Genomic DNA, 23588 nt, shown 5'->3' with positions numbered 1-23588 from the left:
ATGAGCGACTACGACGCCATCGTCATCGGAGCGGGCCACAACGGCCTCACCGCAGCCACCATCATGGCCAGGGGCGGGCTGCGCGTCCTCTGCCTCGAGAAGAACCAACACGTGGGCGGCATGGCGTCGACCACCGAGCTCATCAAGGGCTACAAGTTCGAGATCGCGGGCTCGGTGCTGTTCCCCATGGCCCAGGAGATCTGGGACGACTTGGGCCTCGATGCGTGCGAGACGGTCGAGAGCGACGTGATGTCCGTGAACATCGGCCGGCCGGGTCAGGACCCGATGATCTTCTACACCGACCCCGAGAAGCTGATGGAGCACATCAGCGAGACCAACGGCATGGACGCCGTGCTGGGCATGGCCGAGATCATGGGGTGGTGCGACGCGCCCGCCCGTGCGCTCGGCCGCTTCGAGGTCCGCCAGGGCCCGAAGAGCCTCGACGAGATGTTCGCCTGCGCCCGCAACGAGGCCGAGCGCGAGGCCATCGAGGTCTCCCTGTTCGGCAGCGTCATGGACGTCATCGACCGCTTCCTGCCCGACAAGGAGCGCCACGGGATGCTCCGGGGCATGCTCGCCTTCCTCGCGGTCAACTCCACCTACCGCGGCCCGTACACCCCGGGCAGCGCCATGTGCCTCGCCTTCGCCATGGCCAGTCCCGGCACCCAGATGATGCGCAAGCTGAAGGGCGGCATCGGTGCGCTCTCCGAGCACCTGCTCGGGCAGTTCGAGGCCGCCGGCGGCGAGCTGCGCCTGCACGCCAAGGTCGAGGAGATCCTGATCGAGGACGGGCGGGTCACCGGTGTGCGCCTCACCGACGGCGACACCGTCTCGGCGCCCAACGTCGTGTCCAACCTCGACCTCACCACGACGCTGACCCGATTGGTCGACCGGGAGTCAATGCCCCCGGACCTGGTGCGCCGGGTCGAGCGCATCGACCACCGCGCCGCCTACGTGCAGATCCACTTCGCCCTCGACGGGCTCCCCGAGTTCGCGGGCCCGTACGAGATGCTGAACGAGGGCAACCTCCGGGCATCCATGGGCATGTTCGGCACCCCCGAGGAGATGCAGCGGGACTACGAGGACTGCTGTCGCGGCGACGTGCCCGCCTGGCCCTCGATGGGCATGCAGATCCCCTCGCTGCTCGACCCTGCCCTCGCCCCGCCCGGCAAGCAGGCGGCAAGCTCCTACGCCTTCTACTTCCCCGTCGTGGGCACCCGCGAGGAGCAGTCCCGCCTCAAAGACGTCATGGCCGAGCGGGTCGTGGAGAAGGTCGCGGGGATGGCCCCGAACTTCCCCGACATCATCGACCGCCAACTCACCTACGCCTCGTACACCTACGAGATGATGTACGGCGCCATCGACGGCGACTTCTGCCACGGCCTCATCCACCCCGAGCTCATGGGTCCGTTCCGCCCCGGGCCCACCGGGTGGCCGGACAACCCGATCCCCTACGAGGGCCTGTACCTCTGCGGCGCCGGCTGCCACGGCGGTCCCGGCGTCACCTTCACCCCGGGCTACAACTGCGGCTACGAGGTGGTCGAGGCCGCCGACCGCACCACCAGCGCCGCCTCCGCCTGACCAGCGGCGCCGCCTCGGTCCGACCGCCGGCGGCGCGGTCGCCCTCCGCGATCGACGGTTCGAGGTTCGGGCCGCCCGAAGCATCCGCAGCGGGAGCCTGCTAGAAGGACGGCCATGCCGGGGGCCACCGACGACGTCTGGGAGGTGCTGGCGACCGCACGCTCCATCCGCCGCTTCACCGACGAGCCCGTCGGCGACGAGGTGCTCGACCGCTGTCTCGAAGCCGCCACCTGGGCGCCCAACGGCGCCAACGTGCAGGCGTGGCGCTTCGTGGTGCTGCGATCCCCCGAGGTGCGGGCCGTGGTGGCCGAGGCCGCCCGCCTCGCCCTCCAGGTGATCGAGCCCGTGTACGGGATGTCCCGCCCCGATCCCGACGACGACAGCCGCCGGGCCCGCACCGATCGCGCCACCTACGAGTTGCACGACCACGCCGGCGAGCGGACGTCGGTGCTGTTCACGACCTTCGGCTACGACACGGCCTCCGAGCTACTGCTCGGCGGCTCGATCTACCCGGCCATGCAGAACTTCCTCCTGGCCGCCCGCGCCCAGGGCCTCGGCGCCTGCCTCACCAGCTGGGCCAACTACGGCGGCGAGGCGCTGCTGCGCGAGGCCGTGGGCATCCCCGAGGGGTGGCTGCTCGCCGGACACGTCGTCGTCGGCTGGCCCCGGGGCGCCCACGGCCCGGTCCGCCGGCGCCCCCTCGCCGACGTCGTGTTCCACGACCACTGGGACGACGCCGAGGTCCTCCGCACCGGCTGGCGCTGACTCCCGCGGGCGACGCCGGCCACGGACCCCGGCCGGACGTGGGAGCGCCGACGGGGGCGGGTACGGTCCCCGGACGATGGCCGACGCGTCCCTGCACGAGCTCGCGGGTCCCGCGGTCGCGGCGACGTTCGTCGCCGCCGACCCGCCGAGGGACAGCTGGCTCGCGCTCTGGCCCCTCGCCGGCGACGCCGAAGGCAAGGACGCGGCTCGGCGGCTGACGCCGACCGACGAGCTCGAGCTGGCCGTGCCCGCGGGCACCCAGGTGCGGCGCAAGAAGGTGGCGGTGCACCGCGTGCCCCTCGCCGAGGCGCTCGACGCCCTCGTCGAGCTGCCCGCCGGGGCGGAGGTCGGGCGGTCGGTGCGGGCGTGGGCGGCGGCCGCCCGCATCGCCGTCGAGCTCGCCGCACGGGGGCGGCTCCAGCCGGGCGTCACCCCGACCGGCACGGACACCTGGCGGGTCGGCCCCCTCGATCCCGACGACCACCGCCGCCAGGGCGAGCTCGCCCGGGCACTGCCCCCCGAGGCCCATGCCGTCGCTCTCCCCGGCCACCGACCGCTGCGAATCGGATCGGCGGACGTGGCCGTCGCCGCCTTCGCCGATGCCGTCGCCGACCTGCTCCCCCGCACCGCGTCGGCGCCGGCCGCCGCCGGCCACGTGGCCTTCGCCCGGTCGAGCAGCCTTGGAGAGCGCCGACCGGACGTCGACGGCGGCCGTCCGATGACGCCCGACACCGGCGCCGGCCGTCGAGGCGCCGCCGACCGGCACGCCCCATCCGTGGGCCCGATGGCCGAGGGTGGGTCGTCCCCCCGGCTGGAGGGAGCGACCGCGGCCTGGCTGGCCGGTCTGCGCCCGTCGACCGACGCCGTCGTCGTGGCCCTGCGCCTCGAGCCGCCGCTCGACGAGGCCGACCCCTTCCGGGCCGCGCTCCAGCTCCAGAGCGCCGCCGACCCGTCACTCGTGCTCGACGCCGCCGATCTGTGGGACGCGCCGGACGTCGTCCTCGAGCGCTTCCCCGAGGGCGAGACCGACCTGCTCCTCGCCCTGCGCCGCGGTGCCCGCACCTGGCCGCCGCTCCAACGGCTCCTCGACGAGGCCCGACCGACCGCGCTGGAGGTGAGCGACGAGGAGGCCGACGACCTGCTCGGACCCGTCGTCGACGACCTCGCCGGCGCCGGCATCCAGGTGCTCTGGCCGAAGGAGCTGGTGGACGACCTCACGCTGACCGCGGTGGCGTCTTCCACGCCCGCGCCGGCGGGCGTGGCCGAGACCGGGTTCTCGTTGGAGGACCTGCTCGAGCTGCGGTGGACCGCGGCCATCGGCGGTGAGGCGCTGACCGCCGCCGAGCTGGCGGCGCTGGCCGAGGCGAAGCGGCCCGTCGTCCGCCTGCGGGGCCGCTGGGTGCGCGCCGATCCCGAGCGGCTGGCCCGACTCCGTCAGCGCCGCCGGCTCAGTGCGGGCGAGGTGCTGGCCGCCAGCCTCGGCGCCGAACTGGTGATCGACGGCGAGGCGCTCGAGGTCGAGCTCGAGGGCCCCCTGGCCGGGCTCACCGAACGCCTCGCCGCCTTCGACCCCACGCATGCCCTGCCGGCGCCGGCCGGGCTCGGCGCCGAGCTGCGCCCCTACCAGCAGCGGGGCGTGGCCTGGCTGGCCGAGATGGCCGACCTCGGCCTCGGCGGCGTGCTCGCCGACGACATGGGCCTCGGCAAGACCGTCCAGCTCCTCGCCCTCCACCTCCACCGCCACCCGCCCGCACCCGTGCCCGAGCCCGACGGCGACCCCGGGAGCGAGGGCGACGCCCCCGGCCGGCCCACCCTCGTGGTCTGCCCCGCCTCGGTGCTGGCCAACTGGGAGCGGGAAGCCGCCCGCTTCGCCCCCCACATCCCGGTGCGCCGCTACCACGGCGCCGGACGCAGCCTCGACGACCTCGCCCCCGACGAGCTGGTGGTGGCCACCTACGGCATGGTGCGCCGCGACGCCGAGCGCCTGGCCGAGGTCCACTGGGGGCTGATCGCCGCCGACGAGGCGCAGGCGGTCAAGAACCCGCTCGCCCGCACGGCCAAGGCCCTCCGCAAGCTGCCCGCCGACGCCCGCTTCGCGCTGACCGGCACCCCCGTCGAGAACCGCCTCACCGAGCTGTGGGCACTGCTCGACTGGACCACGCCTGGGCTGCTCGGCCCCCTCGAGCCGTTCCGTCGGAAGGTGGCCCTGCCCATCGAGCGCTACCGGGACCCGGAGGCGACCGAGGCCCTCACCCGGGTGACCCGCCCGTTCCTGCTGCGCCGCCGTAAGAGCGACCCGACCATCGTCCCCGAGCTGCCACCCAAGACCGAGGTCGACCGAATCGTCCCCCTGAGCGTCGAGCAGGCCTCGCTCTACAAGGCGGTCACGGAGGAGGCGCTCGCCACCATCGCGGAGACCGAGGGCATCGAGCGGCGCGGCCTCGTGCTCAAGCTGCTGACCGCACTGAAGCAGATCTGCAACCACCCCGCCCAGTACCTGCACCAACCCGGCCCGCTCGTCGAACGCTCGGGCAAGCTCGACGCCACCGTCGAGCTGCTCGACATCATCGCCGACGAGGGCGCCGCCGCCCTCGTGTTCACCCAGTACGTCGAGATGGGCCGCCTGCTCGAGCAGCACCTCGCCGCCCACGGGCTGCGCACCTTCTTCCTCCACGGATCGCTGGGCGTGCGCCGACGTCAGGAGCTGGTCGACCGGTTCCAGGCCGGCGAGGCCGATGCGTTCGTCATCTCGCTCAAGGCGGGCGGCACCGGCCTCAACCTGACCCAGGCCAGCCACGTGGTGCACTTCGACCGCTGGTGGAACCCGGCGGTCGAGGACCAGGCCAGCGACCGGGCGTGGCGCATCGGCCAGGACCGGCCCGTCACCGTCCACCGCCTCATCTGCGAAGGCACCGTCGAGGACCGCATCGCCGCCCTCCTCGAGGACAAGCGGGCCCTCGCCGACGCGGTGGTGGGCAGCGGCGAGGGTTGGATCTCCGAGCTCGACGACCGGGCCCTCGCCGACCTCGTCCGTCTTGCCGAGCCCGTCGGCGCAGGGCAGGCGGCCTCCGCGTCCGGCCCCGCCTCCCCGGCTCCCTCCCCGTCCGCTCCCACGTCGTCGCCTCCGTCCACCGCCACCCCGAGCCGCGGCGGCCTGTCCCTGGTGCCGCCGCTGGCCGACAACGACACCGATGCGGAGGACGCCTGATGCCTCCGCGGCGGACCTTCGGCAACACGTGGTGGGGGGCGGCGTGGGTCGACGCCCTCGAACACCGCGCGCAGCTCGACCCCAACCGCCTGCCCCGGGGGCGCACCTACGCCCGCCAGGACCGGGTCGAGCGCCTCGAGGTCGAGCCCGGGGCGGTACGCGCCTTCGTCCACGGCAGTCGTTCCGTGCCCTACCGGGTGCGCCTCGGGGTGCGTCCGTTCACCGACCGCGAGTGGGACCTCGCCCTCGACGCCATCGCCGCCCGGGCCGGCCACGCCGCCGCCCTGCTCGACGGCGAGCTCGACCCGGGCATCGTCGAGGACACCCGGGCCGCCGACGTCGACCTGCTGCCCCTGGCCGGCGAGCTGCGCCCAGAGTGCTCGTGCCCCGACTGGGCCAATCCCTGCAAGCACGCCGCCGCGGTCTGCTACCTCACGGCGGACCTGCTCGACGACGACCCGTTCACCCTGTTCCTCGTGCGGGGGCGCACCCGGGACGAGGTGCTGGCCGAGGTCCGCCGCCGGCGCTCGGGCACGAGCAGTACCGAGGGCACGAACGCAGCCGGTGCGGCCGGCGAACGGCCCCCCGAGGCCGACCCCGGCGTCGTGGCCCGGGAGGCGTGGGCCTGGACGCCGGCGGACCCGCCTCGGCCCCCGGCACCCCGCACCGCGCCCGGTCGGCCGGCGCCGTGGGCCACCGACCCACCCAACGGCGCGCCCTTCACCGCCCCCGGCCTGCACGAGTTGGCCGCCGATGCCGCCGAGCGGGCCTGGGCCCTGACCCGCGGCGAAGGCGGCGCCGACCTCACGCTCGCTCCCGACGCTGATCTTGCCCGGCGGGCCAGCAGCGCCCTGGGCACGGACCGATGGATGCCGCTGCTGGCCGCCACAGGGGAGAGCGACCGCGCCCTGCGCCACCTGGCCACCGCCTGGCGCTTCGGGGGCGAGGCCGCGCTCGATGCCATCGGCGACCCCCCGTGGCGCGCCGACCCCTTGGTCATGGGCGCGGCCCGCGACGCCGTGGGCGCCGCCCTCAAGCGCTATGGCGCCGTGGCCGTGCGCGAGAACCGCCTCACCATCCCGGCCATCGACGTCCAGCTGCGACTGGGCCGGGACGGCCGTTGGTGGCGCTTCGAGAAGCGGGCCGGCCGATGGGAGCTCGCCGCCCCACCCGCCATCGACCCCGACGACCTCATCCTCTCCGCGCTCTGACCGCCGACCGGGCGGGACGCCCCGGGTTGCCTGTCACAGGCCCTGGTTACCGTTCGACATCGGGCGACGAGGAGAGGCACGACGTGACCCCGCACCCCACTCACCGGCTGACGACACGTGGGACCGCCCACGAGCGACGACCGGCCTACGGCTTCGACATCGAGACCGACACCACCCGCGGCGGCCTCGACCCCGCCACCAGCCGGATCATCGCCATCGGCATCGCCGGCGACGGATGGGAGCGCAGCTTCACCGGCCGTGAGGCCGACGTGCTCGCGGAGACCGACGCGTTCCTCGCCCAGCTCCCGCCGGGACACCTCGTCACCTGGAACGGCGCCGGCTTCGACTTCCCGTTCGTGTGGGACCGGGCCATCGCCGCCGGCGTGGCCCTCGACCTCTACCTCTCGCCCGACCCCGGCATCCTCCTGCCCCACGGCCCACCGGCCGGGCACCGACTGGCCTACCGGGTGCGCTGGGGCGCCCACGACCACATCGACGCCTACCTCGAGCTCCGACCCATCGCCCACCGCATCGCCGGCTCGGCCCGGCTCAAGCCCTTCGCCGCGCTCCACGGCATCGACTGCCTCGAGCACGACTACGCCCGACTCCCGTCGCTGTCCGCCTCCGCCCTCGAGCGCTACGTGGCCAGCGACGCCCGGGCCACCCTCCGCCTCGCCGAGCGCTACGGCCTCACCGGCTCGCTCGTCGGCGCCCCCTGACCCGCCACCCCGCTCGTTCTGGTCCCTCGTCAGCGACGCTGGGGGCTCGGGCCTGCGCGACGATGCATTCCCACCAGGGGAAACGCTCGGCCGCGCTGGCCGTATGCAGGCGCCGCTGGAAAGATCGACGCTCCCCTGGCGTTGCCAAGTCGCTACCAGAATGAAATGGCTCAGGCGTCGTGGTGGGCGAGGAGGCGGCGGGCGGCCCGGGCGGGGAGGTCGACGAGGTCGGGGGGTGACAGCACCCGGGCGTCGGGGCCGGCCCGCAAGAGCAGGCGCTCGAGCCAGGTGGTGCCCACCACCGAGAAGGTGAGCTCGACGCTGCCGTCGGGGTGCTCGGCCACGACCTCCCCGGGGTAGACCTCGGCCGCCCACGCCGCCGACCGGGGCAGCAACACCCGCGCCTCGACCGACGCCGCCGGCGCCACGAAGGCGGACGGATCGTCGAGCGCCACCGACCGGGTGAAAGTCGCACCCGTGGGCCGCACCGCGTGGATGCGGCTCACGCGGTACTTGCGCACCTCGTCGTGGCCGTGGTCCCAGGCGTCGAGGTACCACTCGCCGTCCACCAGCGAGACCCGCAGCGGATCGACGGTGTGCTCGTCGACCTCGTCTCGCCAGAGCGAGTAGTAGGTGAGCTCGAGCGTCTCGCCGGCCTCGACGGCGGCCTGCACCTCGTCGCGGAAGGGCGGCACCTCGACCACCACCTCGACGTCGTCGCGGTCGACGCCCAGCGCCGCGGCCAGCGCATCGAGGGCCTCGTCCAACGGCGCCGCCTCGAACAGGCCGCTCGCGAGCAACGACTCGCCCGCGGTCAGCACCGCGAAGCCTTCGGCCCGGGACAACTGGAGCGGGCGGCGCACGTAGTCGGGCAGCATCCCGACGCCCACCTCGTCGCCGTCGATGGTGATGTCCAGGACGTCGAAGGGGTCGGGCCCGCACATCGACAGCAGGATCACCTCCTGGCGCATGCGCTCGACGGGCAGGCCGAAGCGCTCGGCCAGTTCCGCCACCGTGGCCGACCCCTCCTGGTGCAGGAAGGCGAGCACGGCGAGCATGCGCGGCAGGCGCTCGGCCACCGATGGCCGGCTCATCGTCGGGCCTCGGCCACGACTGCCAGCCGGGCGGAGAGGACGCCGCTCGGCGCCACCGGGCCGCCTCGGCTCGCGCGCCGCCACACCGCCGGCGCGCTCATCGTCCGGCCTCGGCGATGGCGACCAGCCACGAGCGCAGGTCGTCGCGCAGCACGTCCGGGGCGAGCACCCGGGCGTGGTCGAGCATGCCGAGGAGCCACGACCGGAACGCCGGCCGGTTGGACACGGCCAGCTCGACGACCACCGAGCCGTCGGCTCGACGTTCGAGCACGTGGGCCCGCGGGTGCTCGGCCTGCACCTTGGCGGCCAGCACCGCGTCCACCTCGACGTGCGCGGTGACCACCTCGTCGCCGCCCACGAGCTTGGGGTCGGCGGGGAAGGCCGCCGCCGCGTCGAAGTCGTCGGGCTCGGGGTGCTCGGAGGGGCCGACGTCGAGCACCGGCCCGGTCATGCGGTCCACCTTGAAGAAGCGCCAGCCATCGGCGTCGGCGTACCAGCCGAACAGGTACCAGTAGCCCTCCCGCAACAGCAGGCCCCAGGCGTCGACCACCCGCTCCCGGTCGCCGTGGGTGAAGCGGACCCGCCGGTGGTCGCCGCAGGCGGCGAACAGCTCCGGCAGGTGCTCCTCGGAGGCGACCACCGCCACCTGGTCCTGGCCGCCCACCAGGCCACCCAGCTTCCACGCCGCCGAGGTCGACCAGTTGCGCCCGGCGAAGCCGACCGCGGTGGCGGCGAGGTTCAACGCGAGCTGGGCGTCCTCGGAGAGGTCGAGCTTCGGCAGGTAGTAGTCCTCACGACGGATGGTGTAGGCGTCGTCGCGCTCGACGACGGGGATGCCCGCTTCGCGGAGGGTGGCGAGGTCGCGGAAGAAGGCCCGCTCGCCGCTGTCCCCCTCGGGGTAGGCCGTGGTCGGCTGGTGGCCGAGCGCCGCCCGGAGCTCGACCTGGGTCTGCGGCTGGTCGTGCTCCAACAGCAGGAAGAGCAGGTCGGACAGTCGCTCCAGGCGGTCACCGGCCACGGGGCGGGATGGTAGGTCAGGCCGCTGCCGCGACCGCGCGGTCGAGCACGACCGTGCGGGTGGCCGCGGCCTCGAGGCGGGCCGAGATGGTGCCGGTGACGCCCACGACCCAGGCCGGGACCCCGAGCGCCGCGGCGCCGGCGACCAGCTCGACGAAGGCGTGGTCGCCGCTGCCGACCACCAGGCGGTCGAAGCGCTTGGCCACGTCGGCGGGACTGGTCCACCCCAGCAGGGCCAGGTCGGCGCCGTCCTTGCCGATCACGGGCAGGGCCCGCAGGTGGCGGGGCAGGTCGAAGGCGATCCGGCGGTGGAGCCACCGGTTGGTGGCCACGACGCCGAGGTCGCCCGGCTGCCAGTCGCTGGCCTCGAGGTACTCGTCGAGGCGGGCGAGCGCGACGCCGGCGTTCGGGAACGGGCCGCCGGCCAGGTTCTCGAGGTCGATCAGGTGCTGCGTCCGCCCCGAGGGGCACCGCCGGGCGTGCCGGTGGGGGTGCGTGCGGTTCGTGCGGTTCGTGCGGTGGGCCATCGGATCCTCCTCCACTGTTCCGATGGCCGCACCGTACGAACCCGCTCTGACAAGTTTCAGCCGTGTGGTTCCCCAGGGCGGACCGGACGGGCCGTCGCGGGATCAGTCGACGGCGAGGGCGGCGCCGCCGCGGCGGGGGTCGCCGGCGGCGGCGCCCGAGCCGGTGGGGCCCGCGGGAACGACGGCGTGGGCGCCGCCGAAGTAGAGGTTGCGCTCCGTCCACTCGTTGACCGGCCAGCGCCGGCGCAGCGCCCCGACCGACTCGGCGGGCCACCCCGGCTCGAGCTGCACGACGTCGCCGTCCCAATGCAGGCGGGGGCCCTCCACCGCGGGACGCAGGGCGACCCCGTGGTCGACGACCGCGGTCACGACCTGGACGATGGTGGTGCGGATGCGCTTCGAGCCGCCGCTGCCGACCACGAGGGCGGGCGGGCCGGAGGGGTCGAGCACCACGGTGGGCGACATCATCGACGCCACCCGCTCCCCCGCCGGGGCGGCGTGGAAGCCGTCGGGGTGCAGGTCGTCCTCGCCCAACATGTTGTTCAACAAGATGCCCGTGCCGGGGACGAGGTAGCCCGAGGCCTCACCGTTGGAGGTGGTCATCGAGGCCACGTTCCCCTCGTGGTCGGCCACGCTGAAATGGGTGGTGCCCCGCGTGGCCTGGAGGCGGGCGTCCACCTCGCCGAGGGCGCGCAAGCGATCGGTCTCCACCATGGCCTCGACGAGGGCGACCGCATGGTCGGGCGACCCCCGGTCGGGCAGGGTGCCGCCGTCGGCGAGGAGACCCAAGGTGCAGGCGACCAGCGAGCCGCCGAACGAAGGCGCCGGGTTGGTGAGCACCAGATGGCCGCGGTAGTCCGCCGCCAGCGGCGTGCGCTCGATCACCTCGAATGCGGCCAGGTCGTCCTCGGTGACGAGGCCGCCGCCGGCGGCCATGTCCGCGGCGAAGGACTCGGCGAGCGCCCCCCGGTAGAACGAGTGGCCGGGGTCGTCGCCGAGACGGGTGAGGAAGCCCGCCAGGTCGGGGTTGGTCATGCGGTCGCCCGCTCGCAGGGCCCGCCCGGTGGGGGCGAACAGGGCGTGGGTGTCGGGCGAGCGGTCGAAGATGGGCCAGAGCAGCGCGCAGAGCGCCGCGGCCATGGGCGTCACCACCACGCCGCCGCCGGCGAGGTCGACCGCAGGGGCCACGACGTCACGCAGGGGCAGGCGGCCGAGGCGCTCGTGGACGTGGAGGTAGCCGGCCAGGCACCCCGGCACCGCCACCGAGCCCCGACCCACGTTGAAGACCTGATCGGATCCGGGGAAGGCGATGGTGACGGGCTCGAAGTGGGGCTCGACCGCCCCGGGACCGAGACCGCGTCCCGGGGTGTCCACGAAGAAGTCGAAGAGCGTGGCGGCGCCCCCGGCGGTGCGGGCGAGCAGGAAGCCGCCGCCCCCCAGGCTGGACAGGGTCGGCTCGGCCACCGCAGCGGCGAACCCCGCCGCCACGACGGCGTCGAAGGCGTTGCCACCTTGGCGTAGGACGGAAGCGGCGGCTTCGGCCACCGCCGGGTGGCCGCCCGCGACGAGGCCGGCGGTCATGCGCCCCGCCGTCGGCCGGGCCCGCCCTGGACGCCTGCGTTCACGACCAGAGACGCTCGCCGAGCTCGAGGAGGCCGCCCAGGTCGTGGACGTCGGACTCGAGGTAGGACACCGCCGCCACGAGGCCGGGACGCTCGCCCAGGCGGGCGGCCTCCTCGGCCTCGCGGGTGGCGACCACCCGGTAGTTGACGAAGCTCTCGCCGACCTCGCTGAGCACCCGGGCGACCTGTCCGGCGTCGGTGCAGCCCCCGATGCCCTCGGCCACGACCTGCTCAGCCAGCGCCTCGCTGTCCCGGCAGACCTGCTCGGCCATCGCCCCGGCCTCGGCGTCGACGAAGAACGGCGGCAGCACCTTGTTGAGCACCAGCGCCCCGAGGTTCAGCTCCCGCTCCGCGAGTGCCTCGATGAAGAACTCGGCCTCGCGTGCCGGCGCCGTGTCGAGGGTGCTCACCACCACGAAGGTGGTGCAGCGGTCGGCCAGCGTCCGCTCGATGGACCGGGCGCGCTCGACGAAGCCGTCGTACATGGTCTGGAAGAGCAGGAAGAAGTCGGCGATGTCCTGGAGGAACTGGGAGCCGAGGATCCGGTCGGCCATCGAGTAGAAGGGCTTCGAGGCGGTGCTGAGGATGCGGGAGCGGGCCGGGGCGGTGAGCCAGCGCAGCAGGCGGCTGCTGAAGAAGTCGGCCATGCGCTCGGGCGCCTCGAGGAAGTCGATGGCGTTCCGGGTGGGCGGGGTGTCCACGATGATGAGGTCGTAGCGACCCGAGACGTGGATCTCGTAGAGCCGCTCCATGGCGATGTAGTCGTGGCTCTGGACGAACTTGCCGGTGATGTTCTGGTAGAGCGGGTTGGCCAGGATCGCCTCGCGGGTCTCCTCGTCCGGCGCGTAGCGGTGGACGAGGTCGTCCCACGACGCCTTCATGTCCAACATGGCCACCCAGAGCTCGCCCCGGGGCTCGACGCCGGCCTCGGCGAAGGCACTGGCGGGGACCTGGGTCTCGACGTTGCCGAACTGCTCGAGGCCGAGGGCGGTGGCGAGGCGGCGGGCGGGGTCGACGGTGAGCACGAGGACCTTGCCGCCGAGGTGCACCGCGGCCATCGCCCCGGCGGCCGCCGCGGTGGTGGTCTTGCCCACGCCACCCGAGCCACAGGTGACGACGATCTCGCGCGTGGCCAGCAGCTGCTCGAACGACGCGGGCGGCGGCGCCACGGTGGTCTTCTTGGCCACGGCCTAGGCCTCCAGCCCGAGCTCGGCGGCGAGGGCGGCCGCCACCTGGTGGGTGGCGCGCGACCCGTGGCTGCGGGTGAACAGCTCGGGCAGGTAGAGCAGGGGGAGCTCTGCGGGCAGCTCGTGGCGGAGGCGGTCGAGGTGCTCAGCCCGGGTGCGGCGAAGGGTGACCGCCAGCCGGGCGGCGTCGAAGAGCGGGGCGGTGGGGTGGCCCACCAGCGCGTCGAGGCGCTCGCGCGCGGCGGGCTCGGACAAGGCGTCGAAGACCGCTTCCTCGCCCCGACCGAACAGCTCGGGGAGCACCCGGTTGACCGCGACGGCGGCGATGTCCACCCGGGTGTCGGTGCGGATGCGCTCGGCCAGCTCGAGGGTCTCGCTGACCGGCATCTCCTCCGGCGCCGACACGAGGACCGCGCCGGTGACGGCGGGGTCGTCGAGGATGTCGCTCAGCCAGCTGGTCTGCTCCTTGATGAGGCCGACCTTCACCAGCTCACCGATGGCCTGCGGCGCCGAGAGCTGCGCCACCACGTGGCCGCTGGCGGCGGCGTCGGCGATCACGAGGTCGTAGTGGTCCTCGCGCACCTCCCACGCCACCTTGCCGACGGTGAGGATCTCCTTCACGCCCGGCGCGGCGTTGGCCACGAAGTCGAGGGTCCGGGCCAGCGGCCCGATCTTGGCCAGCAGCGGCACCTTGATCTGGAGACGCAGGTACTCCTTCAGCGACTCCTCGGTGTCCATGGACATGGCGAAGAGGTTCGGCTGCACCTCGAGCGGCTCGAAGCGGGTCGGGTCCGACCCGAAGAAGTCGGCGATGTTGCCCTTGGCGTCGAACTCGCAGACGAGGGTCTTCTTGCCCTGCTTCGCCGCGAGCACCCCGAGGGCGGACGCGACGGTGGTCTTGCCGACCCCGCCCTTGCCGGTGACGAAGAGGAGCCGCCGATCGAGCAGCGGCACCGCGGAGGCGGGCACGGGCGGGCGCTCAGCCGGCCCCGAAGCCGATCCGCCGCTCGTCCTCGGGGCTGCCGAGCTCGACGTAGGCCACCTTGCCCGACGGGATGGCGACCTCCCGCCCGCGCTTGTCGCTCAGCCAGAGCACACCGTCGTCGTCGGAAAGGGCGGCCTCGATGCTCTTCTTCAGGGCGTCGCGATCGACGTCGTCGCCCAGGTCGAGGTCGAGCTCCTTGGGGCTGTAGGTCACACCGATGCGAACGTCCATGGTCTTCCTCTGTCTGGCGCTGGGGTCGGGGCGGAGGCGGGGCCTCGGCGGGGTGGGGCGGCCGGTCCGGGACCAGCGGCCGCAGGGACCGATGGTACGCGGCGACCGCCCGATCACACGATCCGGAGCTCGGGGTGACGGCGCTTCGTGGGTGCCAGATCGACGGCGATGGTGCGGGCCATCTCCGCGAACACCCGCCCGGCCTCGCTGTCGGGGTCGGCCGCGGCGATGGGCTCGCCGCCGTCGCCGCCCTCGCGCAGGGCCGGCACCAGGGGCACCTGGCCGACGAGGGGCACGTCGAGGCGCTCGGCCAGGCCGGCCCCACCGCCGGCGCCGAAGAGCTCGTAGCGGGTGCCGTCGTCGCCGGTGAACCACGACATGTTCTCGATGACGCCCTTCACCTCGAGGCCCACCTTCTGGGCCATGAAGGCCGCTCGCTGGGCCACCCGCTCGGCTGCGGGCTGCGGGGTGGTGACCACGTACACCTCGCTCTGGGGCAGGAAGCTGGCGAGGGAGATCGAGATGTCGCCCGTGCCCGGGGGCAGGTCGACCACGAGGAAGTCGGGCTCGCCCCAGTAGACGTCGGTGAGGAACTGCTCGAGGGCCTTGTGGAGCATCGGACCCCGCCAGATCACGGGCTGGCTCTCGTCGGCGAAGAAGCCCATCGAGATGCACGCCACGCCGTTGGCTCGGGGCGGGACGAGCATCTCGTCGATGAGGGTGGGCGGCCGGTGGATGCCGAGCATTCGTGGGACGGAGAAGCCCCACACGTCGGCGTCGACGATGGCGGTGCGGTGGCCCTGGGCGGCGAGGGCCACGGCGAGGTTCGTGCTGACCGAGGACTTCCCCACGCCGCCCTTGCCGGAGGCGATCAGCAGGGCGCGGGTGTGCGAGCCGGGCTGGTTGAAGGGGATGGCCCGGCCCTCGGCATGCCCGTGGGCCTCGGTGGTGCCGGCGGTGGCGTGGGGGTCGCCGAGGAGGCGCTGGCGCAGGGCCAGCCGCTCGTCGTCGGTGAGGACCGAGAACTCGATGTCGATGCCGGTGACGCCCTCGACGGCGCCGGCGGCGTCGGTGATGCGTTGGGCCAGTTCGGGCGCCGTGGGGTTCTCGGGGGTGGTGAGGGCCACGACCGCGTGCACGCGGCCGCCGTCGACGGCGACGCCACGCACCAGGCCGAGGTCGGCGAGGGTGCGCTCGAGCTCGGGCTCGAGCACGCCGCCGATGGCCGACTCGACGGCGTTGCGCTGATCGCTCATGGGGTCGTGCCTCCTCCTCGACGGCGCCCCGGCGGGCACCGATCGCGTGGCGGGCACGGGCACTCGCCCGGTGCCTCGGGTATTTCACCTACGCGCATAGGTAGAATACCGACGTGGACGGCTCGGCCCTCACCGCCACCGAGTTCGCCTCGGCGGTCACGGCGATCACCTCGGCCTTCGGCGACCCCACCCGGCGGGACATCTACCTCTTCGCCCGTGAGCACGCCGAAGGCGTCACCGCCGCAGAGGTGGCGCAACGCTTCGAGCTGCATGCCAACGTCGCCCGCCACCACCTCGACAAGCTCGCCTCCGGCGGGTACCTGGAGGTCGCGGTCGAGCGCAGCGAGTCCGGCGGCGCCGGTCGGCCCTCGAAGCACTACCGGGTCACCAGCGACGCGATGCCCATCGAGATGCCGGTGCGCCACGACGACGTGCTCGTCACCTTGCTGGGCCGCGCCCTCGAGCTGCTCGGACCCGCCGAGGCCGAGCGGATGGCCGAGGAGGTGGGCATCGAATACGGCCGCACGATGGCCGAGTCCATGGGCACCGGCGGCGACCAGTCCCGTTCGTTCCGGACCGCGCTGCACTCCGTGGCCGACGCGCTCACCGCTCACGGCTTCGCCATGCGCGCCGAGTCGCGCAACGGCCAGCTGCGCCTCGTGTCCGAGCACTGCCCGTTCGGCGATGCCGCCGTCGAGCACCCGGTGATCTGCGCGGTCGACCGCGGCATGGTGAAGGGCATGCTCGGCGCCCTCTACGGCGACACCACGCCCGCCACGGAGGCGTCGCTCCCCATGGGCGACGAGCGCTGCGTCACCGCCGTCCCCGAGTGACCGCCGGCCACCCGCCCGGTCCCCTCGTTCCGCCAGCACCGCCCTGTCGTGCAGAACAGGCTCGTGCTGGCAGAACGGCGCGACCGGTGTGCGTCGTCCGGCCACCCGCCCGGTCCACTCATTCCGCCAGCACCGCCCTGTCGTGCAGAACAGGCTCGTGCTGGCAGAAGCGATGAGGTGGGGGCTATGGGCGGCGGGCGGGCGATGATGGGGGCGTGAGCCGGCGCCACTACCTGGACCACGCGTCGACGTCGCCCCCGCGGCCCGAGGTGGTCGAGGCGATGGTCGCCTGCCTGCGTGACCCCGCCGGCGACCCCGGCCGCATACACGCCGAGGGCCTGACCGCCCGGGTGGCGGTCGAGACGGCCCGGGAGCAGGTGGCAGCGTGCTTCGGCGCCCGCTCGCGCGAAGTGGTCTTCACCAGCGGTGGCACCGAGGCCATCGCCACCGCGGTGTGGGGCGCCGCCGAGCGGGGGGCGCACCAGGTCGTGCCCGCCGTCGAGCACTCCGCCGTTCGGGAGGCGGCGGCCCGCGCCGGCGCCGTGACCGTCGTGGGCGTCGACGGCGGCGGTCGGGTCGACGCCGGCGAGGTTCTGGCCGCCATCACGCCCGAGACCGCCCTTGTCCACGTGCAGTGGGCCAACCACGAGGTGGGCACCGTCCAACCGGTCGCCGACGTGGTGGCCGGGTGCCGCGACCGGGGCGTGCTGGTGCACGTCGACGCCGCCCAGGCCAACGGCCACCTCCCCATCGCGTTCACCGACCTCGGCGCCGATCTGCTGTCGCTCAGCGCCCACAAGTTCGGGGGCCCGGCCGGCGCCGGCGCCCTGCTGGTCCGACGAGGTCTGCGCCTGCGCCCGCTCCTGCTGGGCGGCGACCAGGAGCGGGCCCGACGGGCGGGCATCGAGAACGTCACCGCCGTGGTCGGCTTCGGTGCCGCCGCCGAGGCGCTCGGCGGCGGGCGGATCGAGGCGGAGGCCGCCGAGGCCCGCCGTCTCACCGACCGGATCCTGGCCGCGGTGGCCGATCTCGATGGCGTCCGGGTCTACGGCGACCTCGACCACCGGGCCCCGCACCTCGTCTGCCTCGGCATCGACGGCATCGAGCCACAAGCCGTGCTGCTCGGCCTCGACCGGGCCGGCGTCGCCGCCCACTCGGGCAGCGCCTGCTCGTCCGAGTCGCTCGAGCCCTCCCCCGTGCTCGAGGCCATGGGCGTCGACGCCCACCGCTCGCTGCGCCTCTCGGTGGGCTGGAGCACGACCGACGCCGACGTCGACGCCCTCCTCACCGCCCTCCCGAAGGTCCTCGCCGACCTCCGCGCCCTCGCCGGCGGCTGATTGGCCGGCGCCGGCGCCGGCGGGGTCAGCGGGGGACGGGGGCCTTGCGCCGGCGGGCGCCGGCGGCGACCTCGTCGGGGACGTCGATCCAGAGGCGCAGGAGGCTGGCGCCGAAGGTCTTGCCGAGGTTGTCGGCCCGCAGCGACCGGGGGGCGCCGCCACCGAGGGCGTCGTAGAGCACGAACTTCAGCGCCCAGACGTTGGGCACCTCGAAGCGCTCGACCGGGCCGGCCACCAGCGAGCCGAAGTGGTCCTTCACCCGCGCCGCGGTGACCTGCGCCCGGATGGCCTCGTAGGCGGCCTCGTCGTCGGCGAACAGCGCGATGTCGCTGATGTCGCCCTTGTCCCCCGAGCGGGCCCCGCAGAGGTCCCGGAGCTGGATCCTGGCCACGGCGGCCACCCTACGCGGGATCACCCGATCCGGGCGACGGCCCCGCAACCCGACGGTGGCACAATCGGGTCGCCCACTCGCCTACATTCGGGCGATGCCCGACGGGCGACCCCGACCCTGCATCGTGAACGCCGCCCGCCCGTGACCGTCTACCTCGTCCGCCACGCCGACGCCCTCAGCCGCAGCGAATGGGCCCACGACGACCTGCTCCGGCCCCTCACCGAGAAGGGGTTCGGTCAGGCCAAGGGCCTGGTCGAGCTCTGGGGCGCCAAGGGCATCCGTCGGCTGATCACCAGCCCGGCGGTGCGGTGCCGCCAGACCCTCGACCCCCTGGCCTCGCACCTCGGCCTTGTCATCGAGGACCACGACGCCCTGCTCGAGGGCGCGTCGGTGGATGGTGCCCGCGAGCTGCTCGATTCGGTCCGGGGGATCGACGTGGCGCTGTGCAGCCACGGCGACATCATCCCCGACCTGGTGAACCGGCTCATCGGCGAGGGCATGGAGGCCCACGGCCGCGACGCCAAGAAGGGCTCGACCTGGGTGCTGCACCCCGAAGGGAAGCGCTTCGTCAGGGGGCGGTACGAGCCCGCCCCCTGACGATGGCGCGCCGCAGTGCGGCTAGTCCGTCAGCGGGCGACCCTGGGCGTCGGTGGAGAAGCCCTGGTTGCCCACGAGGATCAAGATGCCCTCGATGGTCCCCCAGATGGCCCCGATGCCGCAGGTGACCAGGGTGACCACGATCTGGATGATCCCCTTGTTGGTGTTGCCCAGGTAGAAGTTGTGGACGCCGAAGCCGCCGAGGAAGATGCCGAGCAGGCCGGCGACCATCTTCGACTTGAGGGGCGTGCCGTCGGGGCCGACGGCCGGGACGCCACCGGCGGCCATGGGCTGCTGGTAGGCGGGCGGCTGCTGGTAGCCGGGTGCGGGCTGCTGGTAGCCGGGAGCGGGCGGCGGCGGGACGCTGCTCGGATCCGGACCAGGAGGCGGCGGCGGGGCATCAGACATTGAGGTTCTCCTTCACCAAGGTGCCCGGGAGGGGCGTGGCTGGTTCAGCCGCGACCCTAACCGCGGTGGCACACCACCGGTTGGACGAGGCGGACGACCGGCCGAGCCGACCGCCGCCATGCGGCTGATCAGGCCCGGGTGGCGCCCTGGCTCTCCCACAGCTTGTTGAGCTTGGCCTGGTAATAGGCGACGTTCAGGGTGGCGCAGAAGGCCAGGAGCAGACCCAGCCAACCGGACGTGTCGTCCTCGCCCATGGCCCGCTTCTGGGCGTGGCCGATTCGCCCGCCGGTGCGGACGATGGTGACGACCGTGGTGATGACCCCGAACAGGGCGATGGCGCTGAGGACGGGCGAGATGTTGATCTCGTCGTCGAAGTCGTCGAGCTCCTTGTTGACCTTGTACCACCAGTACACGAGGTAGATCCCGAAGGTGATGAGGGTGAGCAGCCACACGCCGATGGGGCTGCGCAGCTTGCCGAGGGGCTTGCCCGAAGGTGAGACGTTGGTCATGGCGCGCACGCTAGTGCAGGCACACGGTTACGGCAGGGGGAACGCCGACTGGCGGGGGACGTCACCGTTCGGCTGGGAGGCTCAGGAGGCCGAGACCGCTTGTCGCCCCGCATCCCGATGCCCGGCTCCCGCCGCCGCTCGCCGGGGTCAGAGCACGGCGACGTCGACGCGCACGCCGGCGTCGACCGACGCCCGCTCGACGAAGAAGGGCTCGACCGCGAGGAGCTGCGTGGGCTTGCCGTCGCGGGCGCGCCCGGTGCCGGTGATGGTGGGCGGGCCCGACAGGCCCAACACGCCGGCGCCCTTCGCCACCGACGCGGCGACGTCTCGGTCGGCGGCTCGCCACGCGAGGCGCCCGATGACCTCGGGCGGCTCGTGGTCGCCGCCGGCGCGGGGGCCCAGGTCCACCGTGTCGCCGCCGTACGCGTTCAGCCCGAAGTACTCCTCGTGCCACTCGTCGACGGCCACCCCGGCGTCCTCCGCCCGTCGGCGCACGAAGGACAGCGCCGCACGTGCCTTGGCCTCGGCGTCGGGCCACGAGTAGCCGAAGCGGATCTCGCCGGACCACCCGGCGGGCGTGCACACCAGGCCCTTGTAGGTCTCGGGCGCCGGGCGTCCCGTGGCGCCGGACACCCGGACCCGGTCGTCGCCGAGATCGTCGAGCTGCACCGTGGTGAAGTCGGCCACGACGTCGGGGTTGAGGTAGCGACTCGGGTCGTGCACCTCGTAGAGGAGCTGCTCCCGGACGGTGTCGAACGTGACCATGCCCCCGGTCCCCTCGGGCTTGGTGAGGACCATGGCGCCGTCCTGGTCGACCTCCCCGAGGGGGAAGCCGACGTGCAGCGGGTCGGGGTTCTCCCACCATGCCCCCGAGTAATTGCCCCCGGTGACCTGGCCGCTGCACTCCAGCAGGTGGCCGACGGTCACGCCGGCGGCGAGGCGGTCCCAGTCGTCCCACGCCCACCCGAACTCGTGGATGAGCGGGGCCAGGAAGAGCGAGGCGTCGGCCACCCGCCCGGTGATGACGATGTCGGCGCCGGCGGCGAGCGCCTCGACGATGGGACGGGCGCCCAGGTAGGCGTTGGCGAAGATGGCGTCGTCGGGCAGGCCCAACTCGGCGGCCCGGGGACGCACGTCGTCGCCCACCACCGTGGCGATGGTCAGGCCGCCGACGCCGGCCTGCTTGGCGAAGCCGGCCACGGCCCGACCGGCGGCGACGGGGTTGATGCCGCCGGCGTTGGTGATGAGCTTCGTGCGCCCGTCGAGCAGGTACGGCGCCGCGGCCGCCACGTAGAGCGGCAGGTCACGGGCGTACCCGAGCGCCTCGTCGCGGAGCCGGTCCTTGGCGAGTATGGCGAGGGTCAGCTCGGCCAGCGCCTCGCAGACCAGGTAGTCCACGCCGGCCTCGAGGAGCGCGCCCACCGGCTCGTGGCCGTCGCCGTAGAACCCCTGCCCACCCCCGATGCGTACTGGCTTTGCGCCGCCTCGGGCGTCACCCCTTCGGGATCCGTTCGAGCTCACCGCCGCTGCTCCGCTCCGCTGCGCGGCGTCACCACGCCGGCGTCGCCCCTGCTGGATCCGGTCACCCCGCCATCATGGCGCGGCGGTGGTGGGGGTGGCGGCGCCGGCGCCGTCGGAGGTGTCGCCCGCGATCACCAGGGCCTCGAGCTCCTGGCGCAGGTTGGTGACCAGGCCGCCGAAGGCCGAGAGCTGGGTGGGGTCGACGGCGTCGAGCTCGGCGAGCGCCGCCTCGGGGTCACCCTGGTTGCGCAACGCCACCGCCTTGAAGACGTGGGGCGGAGCGAAGCCGGGGCGAAGGGCGATGGCTTGATCCAACAACTCCATCCCGCCGTCGACACCCGCCCGCACGAGTAGCCAGCCCTTGTAGGTGAGGGCGTCGACGTTCTCGGGATCGGTCTGGAGGACCTCGTCGTACAGCTCGGCGGCCCGGGCGAGGGAGTCGGGCTCGCCGCTGGCCTCGAGCTGCTGCGCCTCGGACACCTTCTCGCGGGCGGTCTCCACGCCGTCGTCCACTGCGCTCTCGCCCGGGGCGCGGGTGCCGTAGTTGTTGGCGATGACGAGCCCGGCCACGACGGCGAACACGACCACCAAGGCGCTGATGGCGAGGGTGCGGACCCGGCCCGATCCGTTCGCGCCGTCGCCGACACGGTCGGCGTCGGCGCCCCGCGAGGCGGCCTCGTGCTCCTCGAGGGCCCGCACGACCGCGGCGGCGCGCACGGTGTAGTCGTCCTGGAGGGCGCGGTAGTCGTCGTCGTCGATGTCGCCGGCGGCGTGTTCGCGGTCGAGGTCGTCGAGGGAGGCGAGCAGGAAGTCGCGCTCCTCGACGAGGGCGTCGCGGTCGGCGGCGCCGAGCCCCGCGGGCGGCCGCTTGGCGGACCGGGTGCCGGTCACGACGACCCGTCGCCCTCGAGCTCGCGGCGGGCCTTCTCCACCAGCGCCCGGTCGTCGTCGGTGACCCCGACGGGCGACCGGCGGCGCCAGCGCCGGAAGGCGAAGCCCAGGGCGGCGCCGCTGGCCACCACCAACACGACCGGCAGGACCCACACCAGCCCGGTGACCCCGGTGGCGGCAGGGGTCAGCACGACGTCCTCGCCGAAGCGCCCCACGAGGTAGTCACGGATCTGCTCGTCGGTCTCGCCGGCCTCGATCCGCCGGTTGATCTCGGCGCGGATCTCCTTCGACACGGGGGCGTCCGAATCGGCCACCGACTGGCTGCGACACGTCGGGCACTTCAGCGTGTCGCCGAGCGCATGGGCACGGTCCTCGTTGGTGCGGGGCGTGTCGTCGGGACGGGTGCCCACCACGAGGGCCACGAGCACGATCGCCCCCATCAGGACCCACAGCCACGGCGCCGGACCGGCCTTGCCCGACAGGGACGCCGGGGTCGTCGTCGTCGACGACGACGGGGAGGAGTCGGGATCAGGGGCCCCGGCGGACTCGGGGGCGGCGGTGTCGGTCATGGCGTCGTGGTCCCCGGGGAGCCCGACCCGGCACCGTCGGACCCGGCGCCGTCGGACTCGGCACCGGAGAGCTGGTCGATGAGCTGGTCGAGGCCGACGCTGGTGACGCCGCCGGTCACCTTGGCCACGACGTAGCCCGTCGGCGAGATGATGAACGACTCGGGCACGGCCGCCACCGCGTAGTCGAGGGCCACGCCGGTGCCGGAGCCGTCGATGACCGGCCAGGTGCTGTCGTTGTCCTCGAAGTACTGCTGCACCTCGCCCGGCTCGTCGTCGAACACGACGCTGACCACCGAGGCGTCGCCGATCTGGGCGTGGCGACGGCTGAACGACAGCAGCTCGGGGTGCTCGACCCGGCACGGCACGCACCAGGTGGCGAAGAAGTTCACGACCACCCACTGGCCCCGCAGCGAGTCGAGGTCGAACTCGTCGCCGGTGGTGAGCGAGACCCCCCGCACCGGCGGGGCGACCTCGCCCACCAGGGGGCTGTCGGCCCGTCGGTCCTGACTGGGCTCACGGGTGGCCAGCACCACCACGAACACGGCGAGGACGACGGCGACGCCGAGGGCCACGAAGAAGATAGGGCCGCGGCGGCGGGGGCGCCCCTCGGACAGGCCGGCGGCGTCGCCCGTGCCCTCGTCGCCCGACGCGGCGGGACCCGACGACGCGACGCCCGACCCGCCGTCCCCGGCACGGGTACCGGCATCAGCGTCGGCGTCGGCGTCGGCGGAAGGCGGGTCCTCGAGCACGCGCCCGTGCCGGCGGGGCCCGTCAGGAGCCTGGGGGTCGGTCACGAGCCCACCGTCGCAGGTTCGGGGGCCGAGGTGTCGTCGCCCTCGTCCCCTCCGCCCTGGTCGCCGCCGTCGCCGTCATCGGTCCCGGCGTCGGGGCCGCCGGCGGCGACCTCGACAGGGGCGGAAACCGGATCGGTGGGGCGCCGCCGGCGCCCGGGCCAGGCCGCGAGGATCGTGCCCAGGGCCATCACCCCGCCGCCGATCCAGAGCCAGACGATCATGGGCTGGACGATCACCCGCAGCAGCACGGCGTCGGCCGCGGGCTGGCCGGCGGCGGCATCGCCGTCCCCGGCGTCGGCGCCGTCCGCCGCCGCGCCGTCCTCCGAGCCGTCGCC

General features: G+C 73.9%; 23 protein-coding genes. 8 read left to right on the top strand and 15 right to left on the bottom strand.

All coding sequences use genetic code 11. The annotated features are described in order from the left end of the window. The 5 genes from JNK12_22080 (at nucleotide 1) to JNK12_22060 (ending at nucleotide 7484) form a co-directional block, all read left to right on the top strand. On the top strand, nucleotides 1-1581 hold the full coding sequence (locus tag JNK12_22080; protein MBL8778634.1) for an NAD(P)/FAD-dependent oxidoreductase: 1581 nt from the start codon (nucleotides 1-3) through the stop codon (nucleotides 1579-1581). Nucleotides 1582-1695: 114 nt separating this feature from the next. Further along, entirely contained in the window at nucleotides 1696-2346 is a 651-nt protein-coding gene (locus JNK12_22075; GenBank protein MBL8778633.1) for a nitroreductase family protein, read from the top strand. Nucleotides 2347-2422: 76 nt separating this feature from the next. Then, nucleotides 2423-5554 (top strand): DEAD/DEAH box helicase, encoded by a 3132-nt coding sequence (locus tag JNK12_22070; GenBank protein MBL8778632.1) that lies wholly within the window; start codon nucleotides 2423-2425, stop codon nucleotides 5552-5554. Continuing rightward, complete coding sequence (locus JNK12_22065) at nucleotides 5554-6765, top strand: SWIM zinc finger family protein (protein ID MBL8778631.1); 1212 nt, start codon at nucleotides 5554-5556, stop codon at nucleotides 6763-6765. The genes JNK12_22070 and JNK12_22065 overlap by 1 nt, the downstream gene beginning before the upstream one ends. An 83-nt stretch (nucleotides 6766-6848) precedes the next feature. Next, complete coding sequence (locus tag JNK12_22060; protein ID MBL8778630.1) at nucleotides 6849-7484, top strand: ribonuclease H-like domain-containing protein; 636 nt, start codon at nucleotides 6849-6851, stop codon at nucleotides 7482-7484. Between the two features lie 170 nt (nucleotides 7485-7654). Here the strand turns inward: JNK12_22060 and JNK12_22055 are convergent, their stop codons facing one another. From JNK12_22055 to JNK12_22020, 8 genes are all read right to left on the bottom strand, one after another. Further along, nucleotides 7655-8578: a WYL domain-containing protein gene (locus JNK12_22055; protein MBL8778629.1), complete on the bottom strand. Its 924-nt coding sequence runs from the start codon at nucleotides 8576-8578 to the stop codon at nucleotides 7655-7657. Between the two features lie 97 nt (nucleotides 8579-8675). Further along, a complete protein-coding gene (locus JNK12_22050) occupies nucleotides 8676-9596 on the bottom strand; it encodes a WYL domain-containing protein (protein ID MBL8778628.1) in 921 nt (306 codons plus the stop codon). A gap of 16 nt (nucleotides 9597-9612) precedes the next feature. Then, nucleotides 9613-10122: a hypothetical protein gene (locus JNK12_22045; protein ID MBL8778627.1), complete on the bottom strand. Its 510-nt coding sequence runs from the start codon at nucleotides 10120-10122 to the stop codon at nucleotides 9613-9615. Between the two features lie 102 nt (nucleotides 10123-10224). Beyond that, on the bottom strand, nucleotides 10225-11703 hold the full coding sequence (locus JNK12_22040; GenBank protein ID MBL8778626.1) for a gamma-glutamyltransferase: 1479 nt from the start codon (nucleotides 11701-11703) through the stop codon (nucleotides 10225-10227). Nucleotides 11704-11743: 40 nt separating this feature from the next. Beyond that, entirely contained in the window at nucleotides 11744-12931 is a 1188-nt protein-coding gene (locus JNK12_22035) for an AAA family ATPase (GenBank protein MBL8778625.1), read from the bottom strand. Between the two features lie 3 nt (nucleotides 12932-12934). After that, entirely contained in the window at nucleotides 12935-13885 is a 951-nt protein-coding gene (locus JNK12_22030) for an ArsA family ATPase (GenBank protein ID MBL8778624.1), read from the bottom strand. A gap of 25 nt (nucleotides 13886-13910) precedes the next feature. Continuing rightward, complete coding sequence (locus tag JNK12_22025; protein ID MBL8778623.1) at nucleotides 13911-14147, bottom strand: DUF3107 domain-containing protein; 237 nt, start codon at nucleotides 14145-14147, stop codon at nucleotides 13911-13913. 113 nt (nucleotides 14148-14260) lie between these two features. Continuing rightward, nucleotides 14261-15403 carry an Mrp/NBP35 family ATP-binding protein gene (locus JNK12_22020; protein ID MBL8778622.1) on the bottom strand — a complete coding sequence of 381 codons (1143 nt, stop codon included), beginning with the start codon at nucleotides 15401-15403 and terminating at the stop codon, nucleotides 14261-14263. Nucleotides 15404-15516: 113 nt separating this feature from the next. Here JNK12_22020 and JNK12_22015 point away from each other — a divergent pair, with 113 nt between their 5' ends. Both JNK12_22015 and JNK12_22010 read left to right on the top strand, forming a co-directional pair. Continuing rightward, nucleotides 15517-16236 (top strand): helix-turn-helix domain-containing protein, encoded by a 720-nt coding sequence (locus JNK12_22015; GenBank protein ID MBL8778621.1) that lies wholly within the window; start codon nucleotides 15517-15519, stop codon nucleotides 16234-16236. A 215-nt stretch (nucleotides 16237-16451) separates the two neighbouring features. Beyond that, on the top strand, nucleotides 16452-17573 hold the full coding sequence (locus tag JNK12_22010) for a cysteine desulfurase (protein MBL8778620.1): 1122 nt from the start codon (nucleotides 16452-16454) through the stop codon (nucleotides 17571-17573). 25 nt (nucleotides 17574-17598) lie between these two features. Here the strand turns inward: JNK12_22010 and JNK12_22005 are convergent, their stop codons facing one another. Continuing rightward, entirely contained in the window at nucleotides 17599-17964 is a 366-nt protein-coding gene (locus JNK12_22005; GenBank protein MBL8778619.1) for a hypothetical protein, read from the bottom strand. 141 nt (nucleotides 17965-18105) lie between these two features. Here JNK12_22005 and JNK12_22000 point away from each other — a divergent pair, with 141 nt between their 5' ends. Further along, nucleotides 18106-18561, top strand: coding sequence for a histidine phosphatase family protein (locus JNK12_22000; protein MBL8778618.1), 456 nt, complete (start codon nucleotides 18106-18108; stop codon nucleotides 18559-18561). Nucleotides 18562-18582: 21 nt separating this feature from the next. Here the strand turns inward: JNK12_22000 and JNK12_21995 are convergent, their stop codons facing one another. The 6 genes from JNK12_21995 to JNK12_21970 form a co-directional block, all read right to left on the bottom strand. Further along, the gene (locus JNK12_21995) at nucleotides 18583-18969 is read right to left on the bottom strand and encodes a TM2 domain-containing protein (protein MBL8778617.1); all 387 of its coding nucleotides are present in this window, start codon (nucleotides 18967-18969) and stop codon (nucleotides 18583-18585) included. Nucleotides 18970-19097: 128 nt separating this feature from the next. After that, on the bottom strand, nucleotides 19098-19478 hold the full coding sequence (locus JNK12_21990; protein ID MBL8778616.1) for a DUF4234 domain-containing protein: 381 nt from the start codon (nucleotides 19476-19478) through the stop codon (nucleotides 19098-19100). Nucleotides 19479-19625: 147 nt separating this feature from the next. Continuing rightward, the gene (locus tag JNK12_21985; GenBank protein MBL8778615.1) at nucleotides 19626-20999 is read right to left on the bottom strand and encodes a DUF1446 domain-containing protein; all 1374 of its coding nucleotides are present in this window, start codon (nucleotides 20997-20999) and stop codon (nucleotides 19626-19628) included. A gap of 72 nt (nucleotides 21000-21071) precedes the next feature. Beyond that, nucleotides 21072-21890 (bottom strand): hypothetical protein, encoded by an 819-nt coding sequence (locus JNK12_21980; GenBank protein MBL8778614.1) that lies wholly within the window; start codon nucleotides 21888-21890, stop codon nucleotides 21072-21074. Continuing rightward, nucleotides 21887-22459: a cytochrome c-type biogenesis protein CcmH gene (locus JNK12_21975; protein ID MBL8778613.1), complete on the bottom strand. Its 573-nt coding sequence runs from the start codon at nucleotides 22457-22459 to the stop codon at nucleotides 21887-21889. The genes JNK12_21980 and JNK12_21975 overlap by 4 nt, the downstream gene beginning before the upstream one ends. Continuing rightward, nucleotides 22456-23253, bottom strand: a complete 798-nt coding sequence (locus tag JNK12_21970) for a TlpA family protein disulfide reductase (GenBank protein MBL8778612.1) — start codon at nucleotides 23251-23253, stop codon at nucleotides 22456-22458. The genes JNK12_21975 and JNK12_21970 overlap by 4 nt, the downstream gene beginning before the upstream one ends. Nucleotides 23254-23588: the final 335 nt, after the last annotated feature.

This window comes from Acidimicrobiales bacterium (genome assembly GCA_016794585.1).
Lineage (GTDB): Bacteria > Actinomycetota > Acidimicrobiia > Acidimicrobiales > DATDAH01 > JAEUJM01.
This window is presented reverse-complemented; position numbering and strand designations above follow the sequence as displayed.